The sequence below is a fragment of the Bacillus sp. B19-2 genome (genome assembly GCF_022832475.1).
Taxonomy (GTDB): Bacteria; Bacillota; Bacilli; order Bacillales; family Bacillaceae; genus Bacillus; species Bacillus paralicheniformis.
Window position 1 is genome coordinate 73,020 of the sequence record NZ_JALHKQ010000005.1, and the last position, 23,914, is coordinate 96,933.

A 23,914-nucleotide genomic window follows, 5' to 3' on the forward strand; every position below is an offset into this window, starting at 1 on the left:
TCCCTTATTGTTTTCCGGATGCTCTCCGTTTATCCCAATTTTTTTAAAGAAGGAAAAAACCGATTCCCATGATGATATAAGCGGCAAGCAATGTCGCGCCTTCAAACCAGTTCGTATCCCCGTCGTTTGAAATGACGATCATCAAAAGGACGGCGGAAGCCATGGCGACGAGCTCCGGCAAGGTAAAGACGAGCGGCATGCTCGCTGGAAAAAACAAAGAGCTGATCACAAGAACGGGTGCGACAAACATCGCGATCTGCAGCGTTGATCCGATCGCAATTTCAACTGCGACATCCATTTTGTCCTTATAGGCCATTATGACGGCGGAAGCATGCTCTGCCGCGTTTCCGACGATCGCGACAATGATGACCCCGATGAAAAGCTCCGACCAGCCGAATTGTTCGGCCACCGTATCAAATGTATGGACGAGGTGCTCAGAAATGTAGGCAACGGCAACGGTTGCCAAAAATAAAATCAATGTTGCCCTCTTTCCCGACCATTCCGGCTCTTCATGCGATTCTTCCCGCTCATTTTGATTCGTCTGGTAAACCCCGCGGTGGCTGACAAGCTTGAAATAAAGCGCCGCCAGGTAAAGCAAAATCATGATGATGCTGATGCCGATGCTCATCGACAGCTTCCTCGGCTCTGTCATTTCGGCTGAAAATACTTCAGGGATGACGAAAGCGACAATCACCGCGAACATGAGCAAACCTGAATTGTGTCTCGCATCATACACGTTGAATTCCTGGCGCTTATATTTCAGGCCCCCGATGAAAAACGACAGGCCGGCGACCAGAAGAAGGTTGCCGAGGACAGAGCCTGTCAGCGATGCGAGCACAATGCCGATCAGTCCTTCCCGCAACGCGAAAATCGAAATGATCAGCTCAACGGCGTTTCCGAACGTCGCATTTAAAAGGCCCCCGATCCTCGGGCCAGCAATAATCGCAAGGCTTTCGGTGGCTCTTCCCATATAGCTTGCAAGCGCGATGATCGTCAGGCAGTATATGATGAACAATAAAACCTGCGGCCAATGCAAAATGCTCCCTGCGACAGAAAGGGGAACTCCCGCAGCCATCATCCAAAAGAAAAAACGGCCCATTATTCATTCCTCTTTTCTTTTTTGGTGTAGGTTATTTTTGTGCGTACTTTTCAGTTTATATACGGCATACTGATCTATTCCGCATTGGCACAGGTTTTTAAACATCAGCGAATTTGAAATGTTTCGATGATCTCGATGCTCTTTTCAACAGACTTCACCATGGCACAGTTTTTCAGCGCTACTTTCAGCGCCTTTTGAATTTGTTCTGCACCGAGGTTTTCTCCCTTCAATATGAAGTGAAGATGGATGCTTTTGATGCGGCCCGCCTCTTCGGAAATGCGTTCTTCTTTTGTCTTGATGGTCATATCTTTCAGCTGTATCCTTTTCTTTTCCAATATGTTATGAAGAACGGTTCCGCTGCATGCCGCAATCGAAGCGGCCAGCAATTGATAAGGCCTGAATCCTGCTTCTTCATTGCCTGATATCTTAAGCTTTCCATATTCCAGATCAGCCACAAAGCCGTTCTGATTCCACACGATTTCCATGATTTACACCTCTTTTGACAGAAAAAGAAAAATCGCCTTGCCTAAAAACTTCTGAAAGTTGTACGATCAAAGAAGGATTACGGATAAGGAGAATCGGCCGATGACTAGATTTCACTTTTTCATTCTCGTTTTGATTGTCAGTATATCAGGTTTTTCGCAAGGGATGCTCCTTCCGGTCATCTCTGTTATTTTTGAACAGGAAGGCCATTCGGCTGCACTGAACGGGCTTCATGCGACAGGCCTCTACATCGGCGTTCTGATCGCTTCGCCGTTCATGGAAGCGCCGCTTCGCAGGCTCGGTTTTAAACCGCTGATTGTCATCGGCGGGATCATGGTGTGCGCGAGTTTGTTCGCCTTTGTTTTTATTCAGTCGTTTATCGTCTGGTTCTTTTTACGGCTCCTGATCGGAATCGGCGATCATATGCTGCACTTTTCAACGCAAACTTGGGTGACCACATTATCGTCTGAAAAAAACCGCGGCCGCAATATTTCTTTGTACGGCCTTTCATTTGGTTTGGGATTTGCTGCCGGTCCTTTTTTAACGCCGCTTGTCAACATCGCCCCGTCATTGCCGTTTATCGTCTCAGGTGCATTCAGCATGTTGGCGTGGCTGTTTATTTTTTGCCTTCAAAACGATTTTCCTGAGCAAAGCGGCTCTGAAAGCCGCAGCGATAACACCTTGAAGCGCTTCATCCAAGCCTTTCTTCTTGGGTGGGTCGCGTTTTTGCCGACGTTCGGCTACGGCTTTTTGGAAACCGCCCTGAACGGAAATTTTCCCGTCTACGCGCTTCGCTCGGGCATTTCCGTCGAAGGCGTATCAATTATTCTTCCGGCTTTTGCGATCGGAAGCATCGTCTTTCAATATCCGCTCGGCGTGTTGAGCGACAAGTATGGAAGACGAAATGTGCTCCTTGTCATATTGGCTGTCGGGGCAGGCTGCTTCTTTGCGGCGGGCTTCTCCGATTCCGTCCCCCTGCTTGCAGTATGTTTTTTCATAGCCGGAATGGCTGTGGGCTCAACTTTTTCACTCGGCATCAGCTTTATGGCCGACCTGCTTCCAAAACGCCTTCTTCCGGCCGGAAATTTGATGTGCGGGATCACCTTCAGCTTCGGAAGCATTTTCGGCCCGGTTGCCGGCGGCTGGTATATGCAGACATTTCATAACAGCAACCTGTTTTATTTGATTACATGCGTGATGGTGTTGATCTGGATCGTGGTGCTCTTTGGCAAAACGAAGAAGAAAAGCGCTCTCGAACAATCTGAGGCGGCGTCAATGTAAAAAAGGCCGGCTGCCTATTGTAAGCAGCCAGCCTTAAATGTCAGGCAGTTTTAATGATATCCGTTTTGTCCGTTGGCGCTTCCGCTCGTTTTGTTTTTCGGACTTTGCTTTGAATTTTGTTTATTATGGCTGCCGCCTTTTTTCGTGTGTTTTGTCATGATGATCCCTCCGCTTTCGAATTTATGAAACGTTCTTTTATAGATTGCTCATTTCCGCGGATTTTCTTCAGGAATGATTTTACGTTTATGTAAAAGGGCGTTGATCTCCCCTCCAAGAATAATCATCATTCCGCTTAAATAAAACCAGATCATCAGGACGATGATGCCGCCGAGGCTTCCGTATGTCGCGCTGTAGTTTGCAAATTCGCTGACGTAGTATGAGAACAGCATGCTGACGAGAATCCAGCCGGCTGTCGCTGCAACGGCTCCCGGAAGCACGAATTTAAATGACAGCCGCTTATTCGGGGCGAAAAAGTATAAAGCCGTAAAGACGATCAGCAGCACAAGCGGGCTGATTCCCCAGCGGAGCGCTGACCATGCCGCTAGAAACATTTCCGGCGTACCGTCCAGATTGGCGATGAAATGGCCGATGGCCCTCCCGAATACCGGAAGAAGCAGCGCGACCAATATGGTGAAAACCATCGCGGCGGTCAGGAGGAGCGATGTCAGCCGAACCATGATGAATGAGCGGTTTTCCTCCACTTCATAAGCATGGTTAAAGGCCCTGACAATCGCGTTCAATCCGTTTGACGCAGACCAGAGCGCCGCGATGATCCCGAAAGAAAGCAGGCCCCTGTTTCCTGTATTGAGCGTCTCTTCAATAACGGACATCGTGTCTTCTGGGGCATACTGTTCAATCAGCCCGATGACATCGCCCGTTTTAACAGGCAGGTAGCCGATCAAAGTCAATAGGAAAATCATAAACGGAAACAAGGACAGCAGGAAAAAGTAGGCAAGTTCCGCCGATTTGCTCGGCCCTTCATGAAGGAAAAAACGCCAAGCCAGCTCTTTCAAAAAACTCATTCTTTTTCCGGCTCCGTACGCCCTTTGGATTTGGCAGTGAAGTGATCCCTCGTTTCTTCGATCAGACCGATCACTTTTGGCGTCGTCTCTTTCAGTTCTTTCATCTGTTGATTTAAGAAGCTTAAATCGTCCGATATGGAAGCGGTCAGCTTTTTGGCTTCGTCCATTTTTTCTTTTACGCATTCGGTGAACATTCCGGGATTTGCACGGTAAAGGCGGACTTTGTTTTTGCATGCGTCAAGCTTTGCGCCGCACGCTTCTCTAGTCGGTTTGTGCAGCAGTGACATAACCGCCCCGACCGAAGCGCCGAGGAGGATATTTCTGATGAAAACGCGGTCGTTTTTCATAAAAAATCTCTCCCTTCGTTTTTTATAGATTGTGTTCTTTTCGAATGTCCTTCAGCAATTCGCTGCACCCTTTCGCGACGAGTTCGTACACCTCTTCAAAGTTCCCGGTGTAGTATGGATCAGGAACATCTTCCGTCTCACAGTCCTCGACATAGTCGAGCAGCCTCCGGATGACGGCTTTGCTCCCGCAGCCGGCAAGGCTTCTCACATGCCCGGCGTTTTCGGCATCCATCGCGATGATATAATCGAACGCTTCCGGGTCCTTGTCGGTAATCTGCCTCGCGTAAAGGCCCTCGCAGTTGATCTTTTTTGCAGACAGCAGCGACCGTGTGCCTTCATGAGGCGGTTTGCCGAGATGCCAGCTCCCTGTTCCCGCCGAATCGGCTTCGATCCGGTCCTCCAGTCCGCTTTTTTTGAGCATGTCGTTAAATACAGCTTCTGCCATCGGAGAGCGGCAAATATTGCCGAGGCAGACAAATAACACTTTGATCATCAATCAAGAGCCTCCTCTATTCTTTCCCCACATTTCAGAAAGAAAAAACACTTTTGCTTTTATACTAAAGATTTTTTTGTTTTTTTCAACTTTGGGAAGAAAAGATGACAATGCTATTGACAAATCTAACAAACTTTCAGAATATTCTAGTTAGACACAAAATTAAAGGGGGATATTTCGCCTATGGATTTTATTTCACATATTGTAGATACAATGAACGGTTTTTTATGGGGACCTCCGCTTTTGATCCTCATCGTTGGAACGGGTATTTATTTGACTTTCAGGCTGGCTTTTTTGCAGGTCAGACTTTTGCCTTACTCATTAAAGCTTGCCTTTTCAAGACGTCAGGATAAATTCTCTGAAGGCGATATTTCCCACTTTCAGGCGCTGATGACTGCCCTTGCCGCTACGGTCGGTACAGGGAATATCGTCGGTGTCGCCTCAGCTGTCATTGCCGGGGGGCCGGGCGCCGTGTTTTGGATGTGGCTCGCCGCCTTCTTCGGAATGGCGACGAAATATGCCGAAGCGGTGCTTGCCGTCAGATTCCGCGTGAAAGACAAAAACGGCGAAATGTCAGGCGGTCCGATGTATTATTTGGAACACGGCCTCAAGCAAAAGTGGCTAGGTGTGTTATTTGCCATATTCGGGGCGCTTGCCGCTTTCGGAATAGGCAATATGGTTCAGTCGAATTCTGTATCCGGAGTCATGAGCTCCACATTTTCCGTGCCTGCCTGGGTAACCGGCATCATTGTCACGATTTTTACAGCCCTTGTCATTCTCGGGGGAATTAAAAGCATCGGCAAAGTCACCTCGCTGTTCGTACCGATCATGGCTTTATTTTATGTCATCGCCGGATTGATCATTCTTGTCACAAACTTTGAACTTGTCCCCGGTGCGGTCGGTTTAATTTTCTCTGACGCGTTTACCGGCCAGGCCGTGGCAGGAGGCGCGATCGGAACCGTGATCCGCTGGGGCGTGGCGCGGGGCGTATTTTCAAATGAAGCAGGTCTCGGCTCGGCGCCGATCGCGGCGGCCGCGGCAAAAACCGATATGCCGGCTCGCCAAGCGCTTGTCTCTATGACCCAGGTTTTCATCGACACATTGATCGTCTGCTCGATTACGGGGATATCGATTGTCATGGGAAACATGTATCTGACAGAAAAAAACGATGCGCTGACATCGATGACATTCGCACATTTTCTCGGCCCTGCGGGATCGACAATCGTCGCGATCGGACTGCTGCTGTTCGCCTATTCGACGATTTTGGGCTGGTCGTACTACGGAGAAAAATGCTTCACCTACCTGCTGAATGAAAAATATGCGATCATCTACCGTGTCATCTTTGTGATCGCCGTCTTTTTCGGAGCGGTCTTTAAAAATGACTTTGTCTGGGCGCTCGCCGATATGCTGAACGGTCTGATGGCGATACCGAACCTGATCGGCCTGCTCGGTTTGACAGGGATTGTCATCTATGAGTCCAAACAGATCCTCGCCAAAATCAAAGCCGAAAAAGCGGAAAAGCAAAACAGCGTATCCGTTTAAGCCGGAGATGCTTTTTGACAGCCGTCCTTTTCTTCTCGCTTAATTCTGTTACAATAAAGACTACGAAATCAGTGAGAAAGGATGTGCCTTCTTGTCAGAGCAGAAAACAGCCGAGCTGAACAAAATGATCGAAGAGATCTCGCAAAAACTAAACATGCTGAACATCGGCGTCATCAAAGCTGAAGCCTTCAGCAATGAAAAGCTTGAAGATCTTGAATACCTGCACCAAATGGTGATGAAAAAGAAATCTTTCAGTCCGAGCGAAATGCAGGCAATCGCAGAGGAACTGGCTGCACTCCGAAAATAAACATAAAAAAGACCGGAATAGATTTCCGGTCTTTTAGATTGTTGACAAAATCCCAAAACGGCTTTTAGTTTTGGGATTTTGTATCCTTTAAGCTCAGCGTGATTGAAAACCCTTGCAGTCTAGGAAGGCCGAGCATCGGAGCGGAGCGAATGTTGGAATTCGTGAGCACCGACGCGCAGGCCTGACAACGAATGCGAGGGTTTGTCGACACGCTGAAAGACCGGAATAGATTTCCGGTCTTTTTTCATCAGCCGAGCAGCTTCAAAGATTCGCGTGTAAACGCGGGAATGTCGTCAGGCGTCCGGCTTGTGACAAGCTGATTCTGGCAGACGACCACTTCCTCGTCTTTAAATTGAACCCCGGCGTTTTCCAAATCGACTTGAATCGATGTGTAGCCTGTTGCGCTGCGTCCGTCCAGAGCCTTGGCGGTAATTAAAAGCTGCGGGCCGTGGCAGATCGCAAACACCGGTTTTTTGTCATCCATAAAGGATTTCGCAAAAGATACGAAACGCTGGTCGGCTCTGAGAATATCCGGTGAAAATCCGCCCGGAATCAACAGCGCGTCAAAATCGGCCGGACTGGCTTCATCAATGGACGCGTCTGTTTCCACTTGCGCCTCGCCTTGCTTGCCTTTCAGCGTTTTGCCTTTCTCTTTTTCAATAACCGTAAGCTCGTGTCCGGCGTCTTTGAACGCTTTCGCAGGCTCGGTATACTCCGAATCCTCAAAGTAATCTGTCAGAACAACTGCAATTTTTTTGCTCATATTGATCACCCTCCCAGAAGCTTCTGTCTACATAAATCTATTTACCCCTGCCACACTAAATAAAACATCCGCACGCCCCTCACGACCAAGTACCTAAATCACCCGGCAGACAGAGACAGACTTTGGAATCATTTTCTGAGTGTTTACAATATTCGCAACGAAAGTTCTACAAAACTTTACAAAAAGTTCTTACAATAGAAATTGTTACTCTAATCTGAAAGGTGGAGAAATGGTGGGAATACAGAAAAGACGGTTTTCAAGGAAAAACATTCTCCGTATTCTGCTAACCTCAGTGATGATACTCAGTTTACTTATTCCAAACACCAAGACATATGCAGAAGAACCAAATGAACACCCGCTGATCAACCTCAGCATCCTGGGTACGACAGATATCCACGCCCATATCATGGACTATGACTACTATGCCGACAAAGAAACGGCAGAATTCGGGCTGGCCCGCACGGCTCAGCTGATCGAAAAGCACCGGAGCCGGAATCCGAACACGATTCTTGTCGACAACGGCGACTTAATTCAAGGGAACCCCCTAGGGGAATACATCTTCAAACATGAACGTGAAGCGATTATCTCCGGAACGAAAACACACCCGATCATTGATGTCATGAACAAACTGCACTATGACGCCGGCACGCTCGGAAACCACGAATTCAACTACGGCCTTGAATTCCTTGACGGCACGATAAAAGGCGCCGAATTTCCCATCGTCAATGCCAATATTAAAACACCGGACGGAAAGAACAAATATACGCCATATCATATTGAAGAGCGGACGCTGACAGATGAAAGCGGCCAAAAGCACCAGCTTAAAGTCGGCTATATCGGCTTTGTTCCGCCGCAGATTTTAACATGGGATAAAAAGCACTTGGACGGCAAAATCACGGTGCAGGACATCACCGAATCAGCGAAAGAGACGATTCCGAAAATGAAACAGGAAGGCGCCGACGTGATCATTGCGATCGCCCACTCCGGAATTGAAAATGGCGAACAGGCAGCAGGAGCAGAAAACGCCGTATATGATCTGGCTCTCAAGACGGAAGGAATAGATGCGATCATCTCCGGACACCAGCACGGCCTGTTCCCGGGCACAGACTATCCCGGAAACGGCGTGATCGACAATCAAAAAGGAACGATCAACGGCATCCCTGTCGTCATGCCAAAAAACTGGGGCAGCCATTTAGGAATCATCGATATGCAGCTTGAACAGGACGGCGGCAAATGGACGGTGAAAGATGCGAGCGCAAAAACGGAAGCGATTGCCGGAAATGTGACGTCGCGACACGAAACCGTCGTTTCCGCGATTAAAGACACACACGAAAAAACGCTTGAATACGTCCGCGCGCCGGTTGGCCAAACGGAAGCCGATATTAACAGCTTTTTCGCGCAGGTAAAAGACGACCCTTCGATTCAGATTGTCACAGACGCACAAAAATGGTATGCGGAAGATGTCATGAAGGGAACGGAATACGAAAACCTGCCGATTTTATCAGCGGGCGCGCCGTTTAAAGCAGGAGGACGCAACGGTGCTGATTATTATACAAACATTAAAGCAGGAAATCTTGCGATCAAAAACATCGGCGATTTGTATTTGTACGACAATACGCTCTATATCGTCAAGCTGACGGGAAGCGAAGTGAAGGACTGGATCGAAATGTCGGCCGGGCAGTTCAACCAGATCGACCCTTCAAAATCGGGTGAACAGGCGCTCCTCAATCCCGATTTCAGATCGTATAATTTCGATGTCATTGACGGTGTGACCTACCAGATCGATGTCACACAACCGGCAAAATACAATGCGTCAGGCGGGGTGAAAAATCCGCAGACGAACCGCGTCAAACAGTTGTCTTACAACGGAAAACCCGTCCGCGACGATCAGGAATTTCTTGTGGTCACAAATAATTACCGCGCGTCCGGGGGCGGCGGATTCCCGCATCTGACTCAGGACAAAGTCGTTTATGCGGCGGCTGATGAAAACAGGCAGGTGCTCATGAACTACATCATGGAAAAGAAAACGGTCAATCCTGCCGCCGACAACAACTGGTCGATCGCTCCGATTAAAGGAGCCGATGTGACATTCGAATCTTCTCTCCTCGCCAAACCGTTTGCTGAAAAAGCGAAGGACATTGATTTTGTCAGGGAATCCGAAAACAGCGGATATGGCGTCTATAAGCTGAACTTTGAAGGTTCAGAGCCTCCGGTTGATGATGGAAACTGGACGTTAACAGTCATGCACACGAACGACACGCACGCTCACCTTGATGAAGCGGCAAGGCGCGCTGCCAAAGTGAAAGAAATCCGCAGTGAAGCAGAAAACAATGTGCTGCTCGATGCCGGCGACGTCTTTTCCGGTGACTTGTACTTTACAAAATGGAACGGACTCGCCGATTTGAAGCTGATGAACATGATGGGCTATGACGCCATGACCTTCGGCAACCATGAATTTGATAAAGGGCCGAAAGTGCTCGCAGACTTTCTCAGCGGAAACAATGCGGCCGTCGATCCGTTAAACAGACACCAGCTGGAAAAGCCCGATTTTCCAATCGTCAGCTCCAATGTCGATGTATCAAAGGAGCCTCAGCTGCGAAGCTTTCAAAAAGAGCCTGCACTCTTAACAGCGGGAGAAAAGAAAGAAAGCGGCATCTATCCTTATATTCTGCTTGATGTAAACGGCGAACAAGTCGGCGTATTCGGCCTTACGACGGAAGATACGTCATATACGTCAAGCCCAGGTCCGAACATTGCGTTTCATGACGCTTATTTGTCAGCGGAGAAAACGGTCAAGGAACTGAAAGAAAAAGAAAAGGTCAACAAAATCATCGCCCTTACCCACCTCGGCTACAACCGGGATCTGGAACTGGCCAAAAAAGTGAAGGGCATCGATTTGATTATCGGCGGGCATACGCACACACTCGTCGATCACTTGAAAGTAGTGGAGAGCGAAGAACCGACAATCGTCGCCCAAGTGAAAGACTACGGGCAGTTTTTAGGACGGGTCGATGTTGTGTTTGATGAGAAAGGCGTCGTTCAAACGGATCAATCAAGGTTCAATTTGATCGCGATTGACGGCAAAGTGGACGAAGATCCTCCAGCGAAAGAAGTGCTTGACGGCTTTAAAGAAGATATTGACGAACTGAAAAAGAAAAAAGTAGGCTATGCCGATGTCCCGCTTGACGGAAAACGCGAGCACGTCCGCTCAAAAGAAACAAACCTCGGCAATTTTATCGCGGACGGCATGCTGAAGAAAGCCAAACAAGCCGGAGGCGCTGACATCGCCATCACAAACGGCGGCGGAATCAGAAGCGGTATTGCCAAAGGCGACATCACACTCGGCGATGTGCTGACAGTCATGCCGTTCGGCAACACCCTTTATGCCGCTGATCTGACGGGGGCGCAAATTAAAGAAGCGCTTGAGCACGGGGTGAGCCAAGTCGAAGAAGGCGGAGGCGCGTTTCCGCATGTCGCGGGTTTATCCTTCACCTTTACACTGAGCAAGCCAAAAGGTGAACGCATCCTTGATGTGAACCTTGTCAATGACAAAGGGGACGCTGTTCCGCTCGATTTGGACAAAACCTACCGTGTCGCTACAAATAACTTCATGGGCGGCGGCGGAGACGGCTATTCCGTTTTTAAAGAAGCGAAAAACGGTGTCGATCTCGGCTTTACCGATTACGACATTTTTACAGAACAGCTTGCCTCGTACGATTCTGTTTCACCGAACATTGAAAACAGAATCACGGAAGTGTTCCTTCCTGACCGTCAGACAGACGGCACTTGGACGCTTGCGGAAAAGCCGTTCGAAACATACGCGAAAAACGCGAATCAGGTGATTGCTTATTTCCCTGACACGGAAAAAGACCACATCAAGCTGAATATGACAAAAGCACAGACTGACCTTGTCAAAGAAAGAACTGACGATCCAAATATCACCCTGAAAAACGATCGCATTGCGATGCAGCTTCCAGCCGTTAATCTGGCAAGCGAAAAGACTAAAATCAGCATCAAAATCGCCAAGAATATCAAACAGGCGGTCACAAAAGTATATGATTTCAACATACAGCAGAATGGAAAAACGGTCAGCACATTTAAAGAGCCTGTCGGACTGTTTTTCCAAGTCGATGCTCCTGACAAACATTTGAGCGTCTATTATGTCGACCGCAAAAACAACAGCTTCACAAAAGTGACAAACGGCTATACGAAAGGCCGTACCGTTGCAGGCTATGTCGACCATTTCAGCGAGTATACTGTGATGAATGACAATGATGCCGGGTCTCCTTCGCTTCCGCCGGGTTCAGGCGATGATGACGGCCCGGATGGCGGCAGCGGCGGTGAACCCCCTGCTTCGCCCGGCGCCGGAAGCGGCGGAGACGGATCAGGCGGTCATGACAGCGGCGGGTCAGATGACGGAAATGAACCTTCAGATGGTTCAAACGGCGGAATTTTGCCTGACACCGCTTCAAACGCCTATCATTGGCTGATGCTCGGCCTGCTGCTGCTTATAGCCGGAAGCGGCCTGTACCTTTACCAAAGAAAGCGGCGCAAGCTCCAAATCTAAATATAAAAAAGTGCGGTCTGCTAAAGGCAGAACCGCACTTTTTTTATTCAACCCATTTCACAATTTGATCAAGCGCCCGCCTCGTCTTCGGACGCGGCTCTTTCACGCGGTATCCGAAAGCAGCCATGACCGAGATGTCAAAGCGGCCGTCCTCCAACAATCCTTCTTTTTCAAGGATGTCGTGGACTTTGTCGTAGTTAAAGCCTTCAATCGGGCAGGAGTCAATACCGATCAAGGCGGCCGCCGTCATCATGTTGGCAAGCGCGATGTACGTTTGCTTTGATACCCAGTCAAACATCGCTCTGTCGCTTTCGTACAAATGAAAATCGCCGTCTTGGAAACTTTTCAGAACGCCGTCTTCTTTCAGCATATTTTCAATGATGTCCTCCGGCATTTTTTTCACATGCTTTAACTGATCTGCAACATATCCGGAATCATGTCGCATTTCCTTTGCCGTGCGTCCGAGCAGCAAAACGAAATGGCTGGCCGTCGGAAGCTGTCCCTGTGCGCCCCACGAGACCTGGCGCAGTTTTTCCCGCAGCTCTTTATTTTGGACGACGACGAACTTCCACGGCTCGAGGCCAACCGAGCTTGGTGACAGTCTGCCAGCTTCTAAAATGAACTGAAAATCCTCGTCTGATATCTTTCTGTCCGGATCAAACTCTTTAGTTGCGTGTCTAAATTGGAATGCGTCAAGAATCTCCTGCTTCTTGGATTGCTGTGTCATGTTCTGTTCTCTCCTTTTGAATATAGTTTATATTCCTTTCTCAATTTCATTCTAAGCATTATAATAGCAATAAGAAAGTACGCACATTTTTGTGGCATAGTATCATTTTTTATACTAAGGAGAGAGAAAAATGAAACAGAATCCGAAGGCATGCGAAGCACCGGACGGTTATTCATGCCCGGTGGAAGCAACGATCGATATCATCGGGGGCAAATGGAAAAGCGTCATTCTGTATCATTTGATCGATGATAAAAAACGCTTTAATGAGCTGCGGCGTTTAATTCCCGCCGTAACACAGCGGATGCTGACCCTCCAGCTTCGCGAACTTGAGCGCGACGGCATCGTCTGCCGCACGATTTATAAACAGGTTCCCCCGAAAGTCGAGTACAGTTTAACTGAGTTCGGCAAGACGCTGATTCCGATCATCAGTCAAATGATGAATTGGGGAACTTCCTATGCCGGCAAAATTAAGGAAGCGCGTCAAAGATCGGCTGCCGCTGAAATGCTGGAATCGCAAGGCTAATTGGCCGGCTCGATTTTCAAGAGAAAGTCTTTGATTCTGCTTAAGTATTCTTCAGGATCGTGGCGAAATCCGCCGACATGTCCCGCGCCGTCAATCAAATACAGTTTCTTGAATCCTTTTTTCCGCTCATACAGGCTTTTGGCCATTTCCAGCGGAACAAGCTGATCATTTGTGCCGTGGATGATAAACAGCGGCGTGTCTGACTGCTCAAGATTGCTGACCGGCGATATGTCGGCAAGGCTCCAGCCGTGGCGCCGTTTGATCAGCCCGCTTGCCAACGGGATGAGAAACGGCACGGACAATTTGACGGCGGCTTTCAGCTGAAAGCGGCATAGCTCTGTTAAATCGCTGAAGCAGGAATCGGCAACACAAAACTTGATTCTCCGGTCCTGTTTCATCAGCTCGATGGCAGCCGCGGCTCCGAGCGATTCGCCAAGCACCCCGATCCAGAGGTCTTTGCCGAACCTGTTCTCAAGCTCGTCAGCCCACCTCGCCAAATCGTCCTTTTCGTAAAATCCGTAAGAAACGTGTGAACCGCCGCTCAATCCGTGGCACCTGCTGTCGCAAAGCAGGACATTGTAGCCGATGGACTGGAACAGCTCGACGTATTTATACCCTCCAAACAGCGACCACTTGATCCCGTGGGAGACGATAACGGCTTTCCTGCTCTTTTGAACGGGAAAAAGCAGCGCATGCAGCCGGCATCCATCCCCCGCCGTCAAAAACAGCTCTTCTTTGTCGTGTGACTCAAACACATCATCGATGATCTCGCCGTGTTTGAGTCCGCTGCAAAAGGTTTCTTCATATGTGCTCCGGTTCGGCATAACAAACAAATAGCTGACAATCAGACTGACGGCAAAAATACTGATCCCAATTCCAAAGACCATCAACAAAATTCCGATCCACACGGCCCTCACCCTTTACGTTCTTGTTTTAACTTATTGTATTCCGAACGCGTCTGGGCGTGAGTCGCGGCAAAAAATTGACGTCAAGAGCACCCGTTTCCGAGCTGGATGACTTTCGCTTTTCCGGCTGCTTCTCTCAATACGCCTCTTGTATCAAATATCACGGTTGCATGGTTTAATAGCAGCTCTTTCGGAAGTGCGTCATGATCGGTCAAAACGACAACACAGTCGTACTCTTTCAGCATCTCTGAATCTATCGGCATGCTTGCCAGTTTTTTGCCGCTGAGGTCGAGTTCCGGAACGTGCGGATCATGGTAGGAAACATCAGCCCCCATACCGATCAGCTTCTCTATAATATCAAGCGATTTTGATTCGCGGACATCCGCTATATTACGTTTATAGGTGACGCCGTAGATTAAAATGCGGGCGTCTGTCGCCTTATCTTTCCCTGCCAGTTGCAAGGAACGCTCTGCGATATAGCGGACGATTCTTTCATTTGTCGCTTCCGACAGCTCGATAAAGTCGCTCGATAAACCGCTTTGTTTCATGACAAACTGCAAATACAGCGGATCGACGGGGATGCAATGGCCGCCGATGCCGGGACCTGGATAAAACGCCGCAAAGCCGTACGGCTTCGTGCTTGCCGCCTCGATGACTTCCCACACATTCACCCCAAGCTTGTCGCAGATCATCGCGAATTCATTAATGAATGAAATATTAATAAACCTGTACGTATTTTCGAGCAGCTTTGTCAGTTCCGCTGTTTCCGGCGATGTAACAGGCACAACCTCTTCATAAATGCCGCTGTATAATTGATGCACCTTTTCAAGGCATGCATCCGTCGCTCCTCCCACTACCTTCGGCACGACTTCAATCGGGAATTGATTGCCCGGATCAACGCGTTCTGGAGAATAAGCCAAATAAAAATCCTTTCCGCATACAAGGCCGCTTTCTTCGAGGATCGGCTTGACGATGTCCCTTGTCGTACCCGGATATGTCGAGCTTTCCAACACGACGAGCTGTCCTTTTTTCAATTGCCCTCCAATCGATTGCGCCGCTCTTTTCACATAAGTCAAATCAGGGCCCGCATCATCATTCAGCGGCGTCGGTACGCAGATGATGACGGCATCCGCTTCGCCGATTAAACCGTAGTCCGAAACAGGACGAAAGAAACCGGTGCCTATTCCGTCCTGCACCGCTTGATCGTTGATATCTGAAATATAGCTGTTTCCTTTCCGTAATGCCTCGACCTTCTTTTTGTCCAAATCAACACCGATAACCCGAATTCCTTTTGAAATCAACAACATGGCCAAGGGCAGACCGACAAACCCCAAGCCGATGACCGCTATCGTTTCGTTATGCATTTCCTGTTTGCTCATTTATCAAATCGCCCCTTCTGTACATTCCTTTAATAAACTATGTTTTAAATCTTTTTTTGAAAGGGACGATCTACCAAATCAAAACCTATTTATTTTTCATATCAGAAGTTTGAAATGAAGAAAGAGGCAGCTGCACCGGCTGCTTCTGCAGCACAGACTGGTAGATTCCAAAAATCGTTTCAATCGCCTTTTTCCCTTCATAGCCGTCAACCAATAGTGTGTCTTGGCGCTCGACGGCGCCTATAAAGTTTTGATACATGGCGGTTTGTTCGCCGCCGAGATCAATCAGCTGCGCCGCTTCTTCAGCATCCGCCTTCTCCCCTTGGATATACCAGCGGCTGATCTTGTTTAAGGCCGGGCCTTCCAATGAAATCGTTCCATGTTCTCCAAAAATCGAGAGAGAGCTTCCGATATTGTTTGGCTGTGTGACGATATTCGCTTCTACTACTCCTTTCGCCTGACTGGCAAACGTCAGAACACCGACAGCAACATCTTCCGTTTCTTTTGCTCCGGAACCGCCCAGTATATCTCCGTAAACGCCTTTTACATCACCTAAAAACCATTGCAGCAGATCGATCAGATGTATCCCTTGATTGACGAGCATCCCGCCGTCTTTTTCCCAGCTACCCCGCCAAGATGCCGCTTCATAATAAGCGGGTGACCTGTTTAAGCGAAGCGATACTGTGCCTAAGTAGATCTTTCCCAGCTTTCCTTCCTCAATCGTTTCCTTTAGTTTTTTCATGATCGGCCGGTGGCGCATCTGGTGGCAGACCATGAGCTTCAGCCCGTTCTGTTCCGCCAGTTCAATAAGCTCATCGGCATCCTGTAATGACAAGGTGATCGGTTTTTCGACGATGACATGCTTGCCTGCCAGCAGTGCGGCTTTGGCCATTTCGGCGTGCAGTCCCGAAACCGCCGCAATAATGACCGCTTCTATTTTGGAATCTGAAAGCAGCGCTTGATACTGTGGATAGCGGGTCATTCGGCTTTCCTCACCGGCGAGGGAAGCATAGTATTCTTCCGCTTCCTTCATTCGTTCTTCCTGCAAATCACTTATGGCCGACAACTTTGCATCGCCGCACCCGGCCAATGCTTGAAGATGTTTTCTTGACATATAGCCGCAGCCGATTAAACCGAAATGAACCGTCACTTTTCCCCTCCCCCTTTTTTCAGCAGCGCGGAAATAATCTGCTCTTGTTCCTCAGCGGCTAGAAAAGGATCCATCGGAATCGCGAAAAGGGTTTCGGACAAGGACTCGGCTATAGGGAAATCGCCTTTTTTGTACTGCAATGAAGAATAGACCGCTTGCAGATGAAGGCAGCAAGGATAATACACGCCTGAATGAATATGCTGCTCTTTCAGCGATTGAATGAATTCGTCGCGGTCTTTCGCGCCGATACAATAGAGATGATAGATATGTGTGCGGTCTTCTTTCTCAGCCGGCAGCGTGAGATGCTCCGCTGTTTTCAAACCTTCCCTGTAGCGGCTGGCCACTTTTCTTCTTTGTTCATTCCAGCCGTCGATTTTCTCAAGAAGAATGAGCAAAGCGGCGGCATGTAATTCATCAAGACGGCTGTTGAAACCGATTTTGTCATGGAAGTATTTTTTGCTTGTGCCATGGGTTCGGAGTGTTCTTAATTGCCGGGCCGCATCCGGATCTGAAATCGTCACCATTCCCCCGTCTCCCAACGTTCCCAAGTTTTTTGTCGGGAAAAATGAAAAACAGGCGGCATCCCCGATGCTGCCGACAGGCCGCCCTTTATACGAGGCGCCGAACGCTTGGCAGGCATCCTCAATCACAAGCAATCCGTGTTTTTTGGCAATCGCCATGATCTCGTCCATATCAGCCGGCTGTCCGAAGATGTGGACGGGCATGATCGCTTTAGTAGCAGGGGTGATTTTTTCTTCTATTTTTTTCGGATCAAGGTTATAGGTTTCACGATCGACATCAGCAAACACAGGCTTAGCCCCCACCCTTGAGACAGCTTCGGCGGTCGCGAAAAAAGTGAACGGCGTCGTAATCACTTCATCCCCTTTGCCGATGCCGAAAGCTTCAAGCGTCAGCACTAATGCATCCGTTCCGTTAGCGACCGCGACCGCTTCTTTTACACCAAGCTTTTCGGCTGTTCTTTTCTCCAGCTCTTCAACCTTGGGCCCCAATATATATTGGCCGCTGTCCAACACATGCTCAAACTCTTGTAAAATATCTTGTTTTACCGTTTGAAACTGACGTTTTAAATTGATTAACGGGATCATCTCTGTTCCTCCTCCAAAATCAAAAAGTTCCAACATAAGTTATGATGCCTGCCGGTAATTTGGCACGGCTTGATTTTTTTCATAAAAAAAAGACCTACTTGTTCAGTAAGTCTTGACCATGCTATTTGTTCATGCCTAATTTCCCTTCAAGCAGCTGTTTGTTATGAAGGACGGATTTGTCATCGGGACGGTATTTTCTCGCCTCTTCATTGTGCTGATACGACTTTTCAAAGTCTCCTAAATTGTAGTAGCACACGCACATTTGCAAGTGAGGGTACCAAGTGTAGTATGCCGGATAGGTGAAGCTCCATTTATTTGAATCAGGCACCAGTGTTGTCGCCAGCTCATACCAGTAGATAGCGGCATTGTATTCCCGCCGCCGCTGAAAGTTATAGCCGATTCTTGAGCATGTTTCGGCACGAGGCGTTTTGGAAAATTCAAATGACTGGAAGAGCGATCTCAGCTCATTGTCCAAGTCGCCGAGAAAGCGGTGGCAGTCGGCTTTGTTGATACAGGCGTATACTTTGTCTTCAATCCATCCTTCTTTCATTTCAATGTTTTTATTGTAGCTTTCAATTGCTTTTTCGTAGTGCCTGTTTTCTCTTAATTCATTTCCGTAGTAAAAATAATCGCGCGGGGTAAACGTGTCGCCGCGGTCGATCTTCTTTTGGTAAATATTGAGGTTTCGTCCGACAGAGTGGCGGATTTTTTTATGCGTCACCGAGATATCGGCATTGATGATGTTCCCGAATACCTCCAAATATTGATGGCAGTCGCCTTTCCATTTAAAGTTTTTCTCCCTTTTCACCAGGCGGTTGCGGCGGTACCTTAAGGTCACATTTCCGAATTCGTCAGTTCCCGCATCATAGTACATGGACACGGAATCAACGGAAGGATCAAGCGTTTCCTTCAACTCTTTTAATTTTTTCTGATCTTTCTCAAGCAACACATCATCCGCATCCAGATAGAGAATATAATCCTTCGTGGCGTGTTTGAACGATTCATTGCGGGCAGCCGCAAAATCGCCGATCCATTCAAAGAAAAAGACGCGGTCCGTGTATCGCTTCGCAATCTCTACGGTTTGATCCGTCGACCCCGTATCCACAATGTTAATTTCATCTACAATGTCTTTCACTGTATCAAGGCATCTCGCCAATACTTCTTCTTCATTTTTGACAATCATACATAGACTGATTGTAACCAAAGCCTTCACTCCCTGAGACTCTTTTTTAAAATCTACCCATAAAATATGAAACAGCAGCTGATCGCGTTTGTGCCGCTGTCACTGTTTTATATTTTCAAGGCTGCGCCATTTCCAAAGTATTTTTCATAGAACTTTCTTTTCTCGCTTGAATATAGATACTACTAGCGAAAATGTGTTTAACCAGGAGGTTTCAAATGGATAATGAATTGGAATATCTGCTAGACTCTGTTGGACTTAGCTGGAGAGAAACCGAAATATCCCAACTGATTGTTCAACACAAATGGCACGATGCTGCTCAGAAGCTGGAAGAGAGGCTGGAAGCCGCTCCCTTCGATCCCGGCTTGCTGATAAGCGCTGCTTTTGTCTATGAAAAAAAGCAGCAGGCTCAGAGAGCGTCTGAATTATATGATGATGCCCTCCTGTTTGTCAGGCGCGAACATCAACATCGACTCATGAAGGAGAAAGAAGACCTATTAAAAAAAATGGTCAGGCGCCCAAAAATCATTTTTTTCGTTAAACCGGATTTAGACCGTTTTTTGAATTCTGTCGTTGAGCACCTTTCCGGAACTTACCGGACCAAAAAAATCGCGGTTCATGATCTGACCCAAATCGACGCTGGCATGCACTGGGCGGATATCTGCTGGTTTGAATGGTGCGATGATTTATTGATCCACGGGAGCAAAGTCCCTTCTGCAGCGGCCAAAACATTAATATGCAGGCTCCACAGCTATGAAGCATTTACTTTTTATATTAAAAAGGTATATTGGCAAGCGGTGGACCAAGTGATTTTTGACGGAGAGCATTTACGAGAATACGTATTGGATCAAGTCAAGGCGTTGAAAAAAGAGAAAACGGCCGTCGTTCCCAACGGAATCAAATTAGACCAATACACCTTTCAGCAAAGGCAAAAAGGCTTTCATATCGCATATGTCGGCTATATCAACTATAAAAAAGGTCCGATGCTTTTGCTGCAGGCTTTCAAGGCACTGATTGACAAAGACCCAAGATACAAACTGTTCATCGCCGGGACGTTTCAGGACGCCCGCTATCAGTTGTACTTCAAGCAAATGATTGATGAACTCCGGCTGACTGACAGCGTCCAATTTGACGGATGGCAGGATGACATGAATCAATACTTGGAAGATAAGCATTACCTGATTTGCACAAGCCTTCTTGAAAGTCAGCATATGTCGGCAATGGAAGCGATGGCTAAAGGCATTAAACCGCTGATCCACAATTTTTACGGAGCAAAGACAATATACGATGAGTCGGTTGTTTGGAATACGATAGATGAATTCGTGTCCATGATGACAAACGGTGATTATACACCTCTCCAATATCGGTCATTTATTGAAGAGCATTATTCATATGACCTCAGCATGCGCAAAATTGAAGAGATGATTTCAGGCTTTGCAAAGCAGTCCGAGTTGACGGTTATGCCAAATCCGCCGCTGATTACAGTGGGCATCATCAACTATAATTACAGCCATTTCATAGATGAATGCCTTCAATCCGTTTTAAATCAACTCTACCCCAATATCGACATTCTGATCGTTGACGACCATTCAACTGACGACTCGATGCAAAAAATCAGCAGCTATCAAAAAACGCATCCGCACATTCGAACGATATGCCACAGCGAAAATACAAAACTTCCTGATCTCGCTTTTAAGGAAATCTTCCAAGAGGCAAAAGGCGAATATGTTTTGCTTTTAAGCGCAGATGATTTCCTCCCGCACAATTTGGTGATCCATGACTTTATGCAGTGCTTTTTTGAAGAAGAAGGATTTGATTATGTTTACGGCGACCTTTTGCTCGTTGATCAACACGGGAAAAATGCGGGTCTGTGGACGTATCAAGAATATAGCGATGAGGAGCTGGTAAGGACTATTTTTCAAAGAGGCGGCTCAGGCATTGTCCCGATGGTGGGCATGTTTAAAACATCTTATTATCAGCAAACAGGCTTCACTTGGCTCGTTGATCCGCAAAAGCCGCTTGCAGGGGATGTGCTGAATTGTTTAGCCAACACGAAGCGCGGCTGGAAGCGCCGCTATTTAAAAAAACCTGTATTGTGCTACCGCCGCCATCAAAACAATATTTCCTACCAATTGCATAAAAGGATTCAATCGCTTGTGTACGTCATCGACTATATTGTGAAAGAATTTGACGAAAGCATCTATTTTCCCCATATCAAATGGAAAGAGCTTGAGGAAAATCAACGACAGTCTTTGAAATATTTCAGCATCGGGAAAACCTTTTGGAGAATGGCCCGGAGATACACACAAGACGGATATACCCGGCATCTGGACCAAGACGCCAAAAAAGAATGCATTCAGCCGCTCCTTAATAAAATGGATGAATACTTCCAATTAAGCCTCGCTTCAGACAATCAGTATGAACGATATATGAAAAATATAAAAAAAATCCAGCTGATATAAAGCCTTCCGCTCTGTGGAAGGTTTTTCTCATATACTCTCGCACAAATACACAGTCATATAGATTCATTTATACGTATGATAGAGCGCACAAAGCGTTTTTATTCTGCCATATAAAGGAGAAATTGAAAGCGGCATGATCGATGGGAGGTCATCATGAAAGATTTCAAATCAGACATCATTCATTGTCTGGAACAAAAAGATTGGAACAAAGCCATGGAGCGCCTAAAAGAGTGGGAAGCCGACGGTTCGCATAACGAGCCTGATTTTTATTTTCTTCAAGCCTCTCTTTCTGTTTATCTCGGCCATGACCATAACGCCTGGCTGTGGCTCTGGAGGGGGCTTGACCTTTTTCCTGATAACAAATCTTTAAATCTGCTGATGGGAAAAGTGTGCCTGCGCACCGGAAGGGAAAAAGAGAGCGCGGCCTATCTTCAAAAAGGAGATGGAGCAGAAACCGAAAGCGGGCCGAAACTTGATCTTCCTGTTCATGAAAAAACCGTGCCTCCGGCTGGGCAAATCCGCGTTTTGCAAGGCACAATGGAAATCGCAAATCAAATGAACACATTGGCTAAAGGGCTCTCACAGCATGGCGAGCTTGCCCACACTTTAAATTACTATCCTTATTATTTAAATTACGCTGCCGACTACACCTGGTCATTGCTGAAAGAACGCAATACGCCCGCCATGAATGCGAAGCTGAGAAGGCTTGCCAATGATCTCTTGCCATCCTATGATTTGTTCCATTTTCATTTTGGCACGAGCTTTACGCTGGACATGTCGGATTATCCCATTTTAAAACAGGCGGGGAAACCAATGATCATGCATCATTGGGGCAGCGATGTGAGGCTTTATTCAACATTGGCTAAAACAAATCCATACGCCGTTGTAAAAACGAAAAACGAAGCGCGCATTCGATATCATCTCAAACGAATTTCACAATATGTCCAGCACTGCATCGTCGCCGATATGGAACTTTACGAGTATGTAAAAGACTATTATGAGCATATCCACATGATTCCAACCATGATCCAGCTTGACCGCTATATTCCTGACTACAGGTCAAATGAAAAGCCGCTCATCGTTCATGCCCCCACCTCTCCAGAAATAAAAGGAACCCGCCACATCCTTAAGGCGGTGGAGTCTTTAAAAGAAAAATACGATTTTCATTTTCACCTAGTACGAGGGGTTTCTCATGAACAGGCAAAGAAAATCTATCAAAAGGCGGATTTGATCATTGATCAGCTTCATATCGGCAGCTATGGATTATTTGCTGTCGAATCGATGGCAATGGGAAAACCCGTTATCTGCTGGGTCAGTGATTTTATGAAGGATCACTATCCTTCCGAACTGCCTCTCATAAGAGCAAATCCCGACAACATTACAGAAGTGATTGAAAATGTACTGAAAAACCGGGATATGCTGCCGGAAATCGGCCAGAAAGGAAGAAAGTATGCAGAAGTTCATCATGATATGGTGAAAAACAGCAAAAGAGCGCTGACTGTTTATCAGGCGCTACTTTCGGGATGATGTTGAACAACTTTCGCGTCGTGAGATTTGTATTTCAAAAAAACGAAACAAGCAGGTGAACAAGATGAGCGATATGACAGAGTTATCCGGCCAGCATATTTTCATAACTGGCGGAGCAGGCTTTATCGGATCCTCTTTAATAGGAAAGCTAATAGAGCGCAACAGCGTCACCGTATACGACAATTTTTCAAGAGACTCCCTCCGGTATAAATCTTACCGAGACCATCCTCACTTGAAAGTGGTGCAGGGAGACATTTTGGATGTGAACGCGCTTAAAAAGGCGATCCAAGGGGCCAGCCACATTGTCCACGCCGCCGGCATCGCAGGGATTGACACGGTCATTCAAAATCCGGTTAAAACGATGCAGGTCAACATGATCGGTTCAGCCAATCTGCTTGAAGCGGCTGCCGGTTTAACCGAATGCAAAAGGGTCGTCTGTTTCAGTACGAGTGAAGTGTTCGGCCAAATCGCTTTCAGAGCGCGCGAGACCAGTCATACTGTTTTAGGAGCGGTGGGAGAAGCTCGCTGGACATATGCTGTCAGCAAACTCGCCGAGGAACATATGGCATATGCCTATTTTAAACAACTGGGGCTCCCGACCGTCACCGTCCGCCCTTTTAATGTTTATGGACCGGAACAAGTAGGGGAAGGCGCCATCAAAACGATGGTTCACAGAGCCCTGTTAGATGAACCGATCTATATTCACGGCGATGGAACGCAAATCCGGGCCTGGTGTTATGTAGATGACATGATCGACGGAATATTGCGCTGTTTGACGATGAAAGAAGCCATCGGAGAGTCTTTCAACATCGGCAACGAACGCACTGTGATCACCGTATACGGATTGGCAAGCACGATTATCAGAGTTCTCGGATCAAAATCACAAATCTTCTTTGGGGAGAAAAAAGAAGCCGATATTGAACTTCGCATCCCTCAAGTCAATAAAGCAAAAGAAATGCTCGGTTTCAGCGCAAAAGTGGATCTGGAAGAAGGTATCAAAAGAACAGCTGAAAGCATTCAAAAAAATTTGGCTCAATAAGAAAGGAGGCGC

General features: G+C 47.4%; 20 protein-coding genes. 8 read left to right on the forward strand and 12 right to left on the reverse strand.

All coding sequences use genetic code 11. The features are described 5' to 3' along the window. Positions 1-43 precede the first annotated feature (43 nt). Together cax and MST20_RS18170 are read right to left on the reverse strand one after the other, a co-directional pair. A complete protein-coding gene (gene cax / locus MST20_RS18165; RefSeq protein WP_243943992.1) occupies positions 44-1,099 on the reverse strand; it encodes a calcium/proton exchanger in 1,056 nt (351 codons plus the stop codon). Positions 1,100-1,203: 104 nt separating this feature from the next. After that, positions 1,204-1,584, reverse strand: a complete 381-nt coding sequence (locus tag MST20_RS18170) for an OsmC family protein (protein WP_243943994.1) — start codon at positions 1,582-1,584, stop codon at positions 1,204-1,206. Positions 1,585-1,684: 100 nt separating this feature from the next. Here MST20_RS18170 and MST20_RS18175 point away from each other — a divergent pair, with 100 nt between their 5' ends. Next, complete coding sequence (locus tag MST20_RS18175; RefSeq protein WP_243943996.1) at positions 1,685-2,863, forward strand: MFS transporter; 1,179 nt, start codon at positions 1,685-1,687, stop codon at positions 2,861-2,863. Positions 2,864-3,069: 206 nt separating this feature from the next. On the opposite strand, the gene MST20_RS18180 is transcribed toward MST20_RS18175, so the two are convergent. Genes MST20_RS18180 through MST20_RS18190 form a run of 3 tightly spaced genes read right to left on the reverse strand, consistent with a single transcriptional unit; the run spans position 3,070 to position 4,725 of the window. Then, complete coding sequence (locus tag MST20_RS18180) at positions 3,070-3,885, reverse strand: YihY/virulence factor BrkB family protein (protein WP_020450569.1); 816 nt, start codon at positions 3,883-3,885, stop codon at positions 3,070-3,072. Further along, complete coding sequence (locus MST20_RS18185; protein WP_020450568.1) at positions 3,882-4,232, reverse strand: hypothetical protein; 351 nt, start codon at positions 4,230-4,232, stop codon at positions 3,882-3,884. Before MST20_RS18185 ends, MST20_RS18180 begins: the two co-directional genes overlap by 4 nt. Positions 4,233-4,254: 22 nt before the next feature. Then, the gene (locus MST20_RS18190) at positions 4,255-4,725 is read right to left on the reverse strand and encodes a low molecular weight protein-tyrosine-phosphatase (protein WP_243943998.1); all 471 of its coding nucleotides are present in this window, start codon (positions 4,723-4,725) and stop codon (positions 4,255-4,257) included. A 183-nt stretch (positions 4,726-4,908) separates the two neighbouring features. Here MST20_RS18190 and MST20_RS18195 point away from each other — a divergent pair, with 183 nt between their 5' ends. Continuing rightward, entirely contained in the window at positions 4,909-6,267 is a 1,359-nt protein-coding gene (locus MST20_RS18195; RefSeq protein ID WP_243943999.1) for an alanine/glycine:cation symporter family protein, read from the forward strand. 91 nt (positions 6,268-6,358) lie between these two features. Next, positions 6,359-6,574, forward strand: coding sequence for a DUF1128 domain-containing protein (locus tag MST20_RS18200; protein WP_065644584.1), 216 nt, complete (start codon positions 6,359-6,361; stop codon positions 6,572-6,574). Positions 6,575-6,821: 247 nt separating this feature from the next. Here the strand turns inward: MST20_RS18200 and MST20_RS18205 are convergent, their stop codons facing one another. Further along, the gene (locus MST20_RS18205) at positions 6,822-7,337 is read right to left on the reverse strand and encodes a type 1 glutamine amidotransferase domain-containing protein (protein ID WP_065644583.1); all 516 of its coding nucleotides are present in this window, start codon (positions 7,335-7,337) and stop codon (positions 6,822-6,824) included. A 229-nt stretch (positions 7,338-7,566) separates the two neighbouring features. On the opposite strand from MST20_RS18205, the gene MST20_RS18210 reads away from it, so the two are divergent. Beyond that, entirely contained in the window at positions 7,567-11,904 is a 4,338-nt protein-coding gene (locus tag MST20_RS18210) for a multifunctional 2',3'-cyclic-nucleotide 2'-phosphodiesterase/3'-nucleotidase/5'-nucleotidase (RefSeq protein WP_243944000.1), read from the forward strand. Between the two features lie 43 nt (positions 11,905-11,947). Here the strand turns inward: MST20_RS18210 and MST20_RS18215 are convergent, their stop codons facing one another. Next, entirely contained in the window at positions 11,948-12,631 is a 684-nt protein-coding gene (locus MST20_RS18215; RefSeq protein WP_020450562.1) for an NAD(P)H-dependent oxidoreductase, read from the reverse strand. Between the two features lie 130 nt (positions 12,632-12,761). Here MST20_RS18215 and MST20_RS18220 point away from each other — a divergent pair, with 130 nt between their 5' ends. Beyond that, positions 12,762-13,154 (forward strand): winged helix-turn-helix transcriptional regulator, encoded by a 393-nt coding sequence (locus MST20_RS18220; RefSeq protein ID WP_212109883.1) that lies wholly within the window; start codon positions 12,762-12,764, stop codon positions 13,152-13,154. Here MST20_RS18220 and MST20_RS18225 read toward each other — a convergent pair. The 5 genes from MST20_RS18225 to MST20_RS18245 all read right to left on the reverse strand — a co-directional run bounded on the left by MST20_RS18225 (position 13,151) and on the right by MST20_RS18245 (position 18,898). Then, positions 13,151-14,062 (reverse strand): alpha/beta hydrolase, encoded by a 912-nt coding sequence (locus MST20_RS18225; protein WP_212109881.1) that lies wholly within the window; start codon positions 14,060-14,062, stop codon positions 13,151-13,153. The two genes, MST20_RS18220 and MST20_RS18225, sit on opposite strands and share 4 nt — an antisense overlap. A gap of 80 nt (positions 14,063-14,142) precedes the next feature. Continuing rightward, positions 14,143-15,438 (reverse strand): nucleotide sugar dehydrogenase, encoded by a 1,296-nt coding sequence (locus MST20_RS18230; RefSeq protein WP_212109879.1) that lies wholly within the window; start codon positions 15,436-15,438, stop codon positions 14,143-14,145. Between the two features lie 85 nt (positions 15,439-15,523). Further along, the gene (locus MST20_RS21290; protein ID WP_243944001.1) at positions 15,524-16,588 is read right to left on the reverse strand and encodes a Gfo/Idh/MocA family protein; all 1,065 of its coding nucleotides are present in this window, start codon (positions 16,586-16,588) and stop codon (positions 15,524-15,526) included. Continuing rightward, positions 16,585-17,694, reverse strand: coding sequence for a DegT/DnrJ/EryC1/StrS family aminotransferase (locus MST20_RS18240; RefSeq protein ID WP_243944002.1), 1,110 nt, complete (start codon positions 17,692-17,694; stop codon positions 16,585-16,587). Before MST20_RS18240 ends, MST20_RS21290 begins: the two co-directional genes overlap by 4 nt. A gap of 121 nt (positions 17,695-17,815) precedes the next feature. Then, complete coding sequence (locus MST20_RS18245) at positions 17,816-18,898, reverse strand: glycosyltransferase (protein WP_065644632.1); 1,083 nt, start codon at positions 18,896-18,898, stop codon at positions 17,816-17,818. A 194-nt stretch (positions 18,899-19,092) separates the two neighbouring features. Between MST20_RS18245 and MST20_RS18250 the strand changes: the two genes are divergently transcribed. From MST20_RS18250 to MST20_RS18260, 3 genes are all read left to right on the forward strand, one after another. Next, positions 19,093-21,336 carry a glycosyltransferase gene (locus MST20_RS18250; protein WP_243944003.1) on the forward strand — a complete coding sequence of 748 codons (2,244 nt, stop codon included), beginning with the start codon at positions 19,093-19,095 and terminating at the stop codon, positions 21,334-21,336. 153 nt (positions 21,337-21,489) lie between these two features. Continuing rightward, on the forward strand, positions 21,490-22,863 hold the full coding sequence (locus tag MST20_RS18255) for a glycosyltransferase (protein ID WP_243944004.1): 1,374 nt from the start codon (positions 21,490-21,492) through the stop codon (positions 22,861-22,863). A gap of 64 nt (positions 22,864-22,927) precedes the next feature. Further along, on the forward strand, positions 22,928-23,902 hold the full coding sequence (locus MST20_RS18260) for an NAD-dependent epimerase/dehydratase family protein (protein WP_243944005.1): 975 nt from the start codon (positions 22,928-22,930) through the stop codon (positions 23,900-23,902). The last annotated feature ends 12 nt before the right edge of the window (positions 23,903-23,914 follow it).

Excerpts from the sequence above, each read along its gene's own strand:
- cax (WP_243943992.1), bottom strand. The coding sequence starts at position 1,099 with ATGGGCCGTTTTTTCTTTTGGATGATGGCTGCGGGAGTTCCCCTTTCT.
- MST20_RS18170 (WP_243943994.1), bottom strand. The coding sequence starts at position 1,584 with ATGGAAATCGTGTGGAATCAGAACGGCTTTGTGGCTGATCTGGAATAT.
- MST20_RS18175 (WP_243943996.1), top strand. The coding sequence starts at position 1,685 with ATGACTAGATTTCACTTTTTCATTCTCGTTTTGATTGTCAGTATATCA.
- MST20_RS18180 (WP_020450569.1), bottom strand. The coding sequence starts at position 3,885 with ATGAGTTTTTTGAAAGAGCTGGCTTGGCGTTTTTTCCTTCATGAAGGG.
- MST20_RS18185 (WP_020450568.1), bottom strand. The coding sequence starts at position 4,232 with ATGAAAAACGACCGCGTTTTCATCAGAAATATCCTCCTCGGCGCTTCG.
- MST20_RS18190 (WP_243943998.1), bottom strand. The coding sequence starts at position 4,725 with ATGATCAAAGTGTTATTTGTCTGCCTCGGCAATATTTGCCGCTCTCCG.
- MST20_RS18195 (WP_243943999.1), top strand. The coding sequence starts at position 4,909 with ATGGATTTTATTTCACATATTGTAGATACAATGAACGGTTTTTTATGG.
- MST20_RS18205 (WP_065644583.1), bottom strand. The coding sequence starts at position 7,337 with ATGAGCAAAAAAATTGCAGTTGTTCTGACAGATTACTTTGAGGATTCG.
- MST20_RS18210 (WP_243944000.1), top strand. The coding sequence starts at position 7,567 with ATGGTGGGAATACAGAAAAGACGGTTTTCAAGGAAAAACATTCTCCGT.
- MST20_RS18215 (WP_020450562.1), bottom strand. The coding sequence starts at position 12,631 with ATGACACAGCAATCCAAGAAGCAGGAGATTCTTGACGCATTCCAATTT.
- MST20_RS18220 (WP_212109883.1), top strand. The coding sequence starts at position 12,762 with ATGAAACAGAATCCGAAGGCATGCGAAGCACCGGACGGTTATTCATGC.
- MST20_RS18230 (WP_212109879.1), bottom strand. The coding sequence starts at position 15,438 with ATGAGCAAACAGGAAATGCATAACGAAACGATAGCGGTCATCGGCTTG.
- MST20_RS18240 (WP_243944002.1), bottom strand. The coding sequence starts at position 17,694 with ATGATCCCGTTAATCAATTTAAAACGTCAGTTTCAAACGGTAAAACAA.
- MST20_RS18250 (WP_243944003.1), top strand. The coding sequence starts at position 19,093 with ATGGATAATGAATTGGAATATCTGCTAGACTCTGTTGGACTTAGCTGG.
- MST20_RS18255 (WP_243944004.1), top strand. The coding sequence starts at position 21,490 with ATGAAAGATTTCAAATCAGACATCATTCATTGTCTGGAACAAAAAGAT.
- MST20_RS18260 (WP_243944005.1), top strand. The coding sequence starts at position 22,928 with ATGAGCGATATGACAGAGTTATCCGGCCAGCATATTTTCATAACTGGC.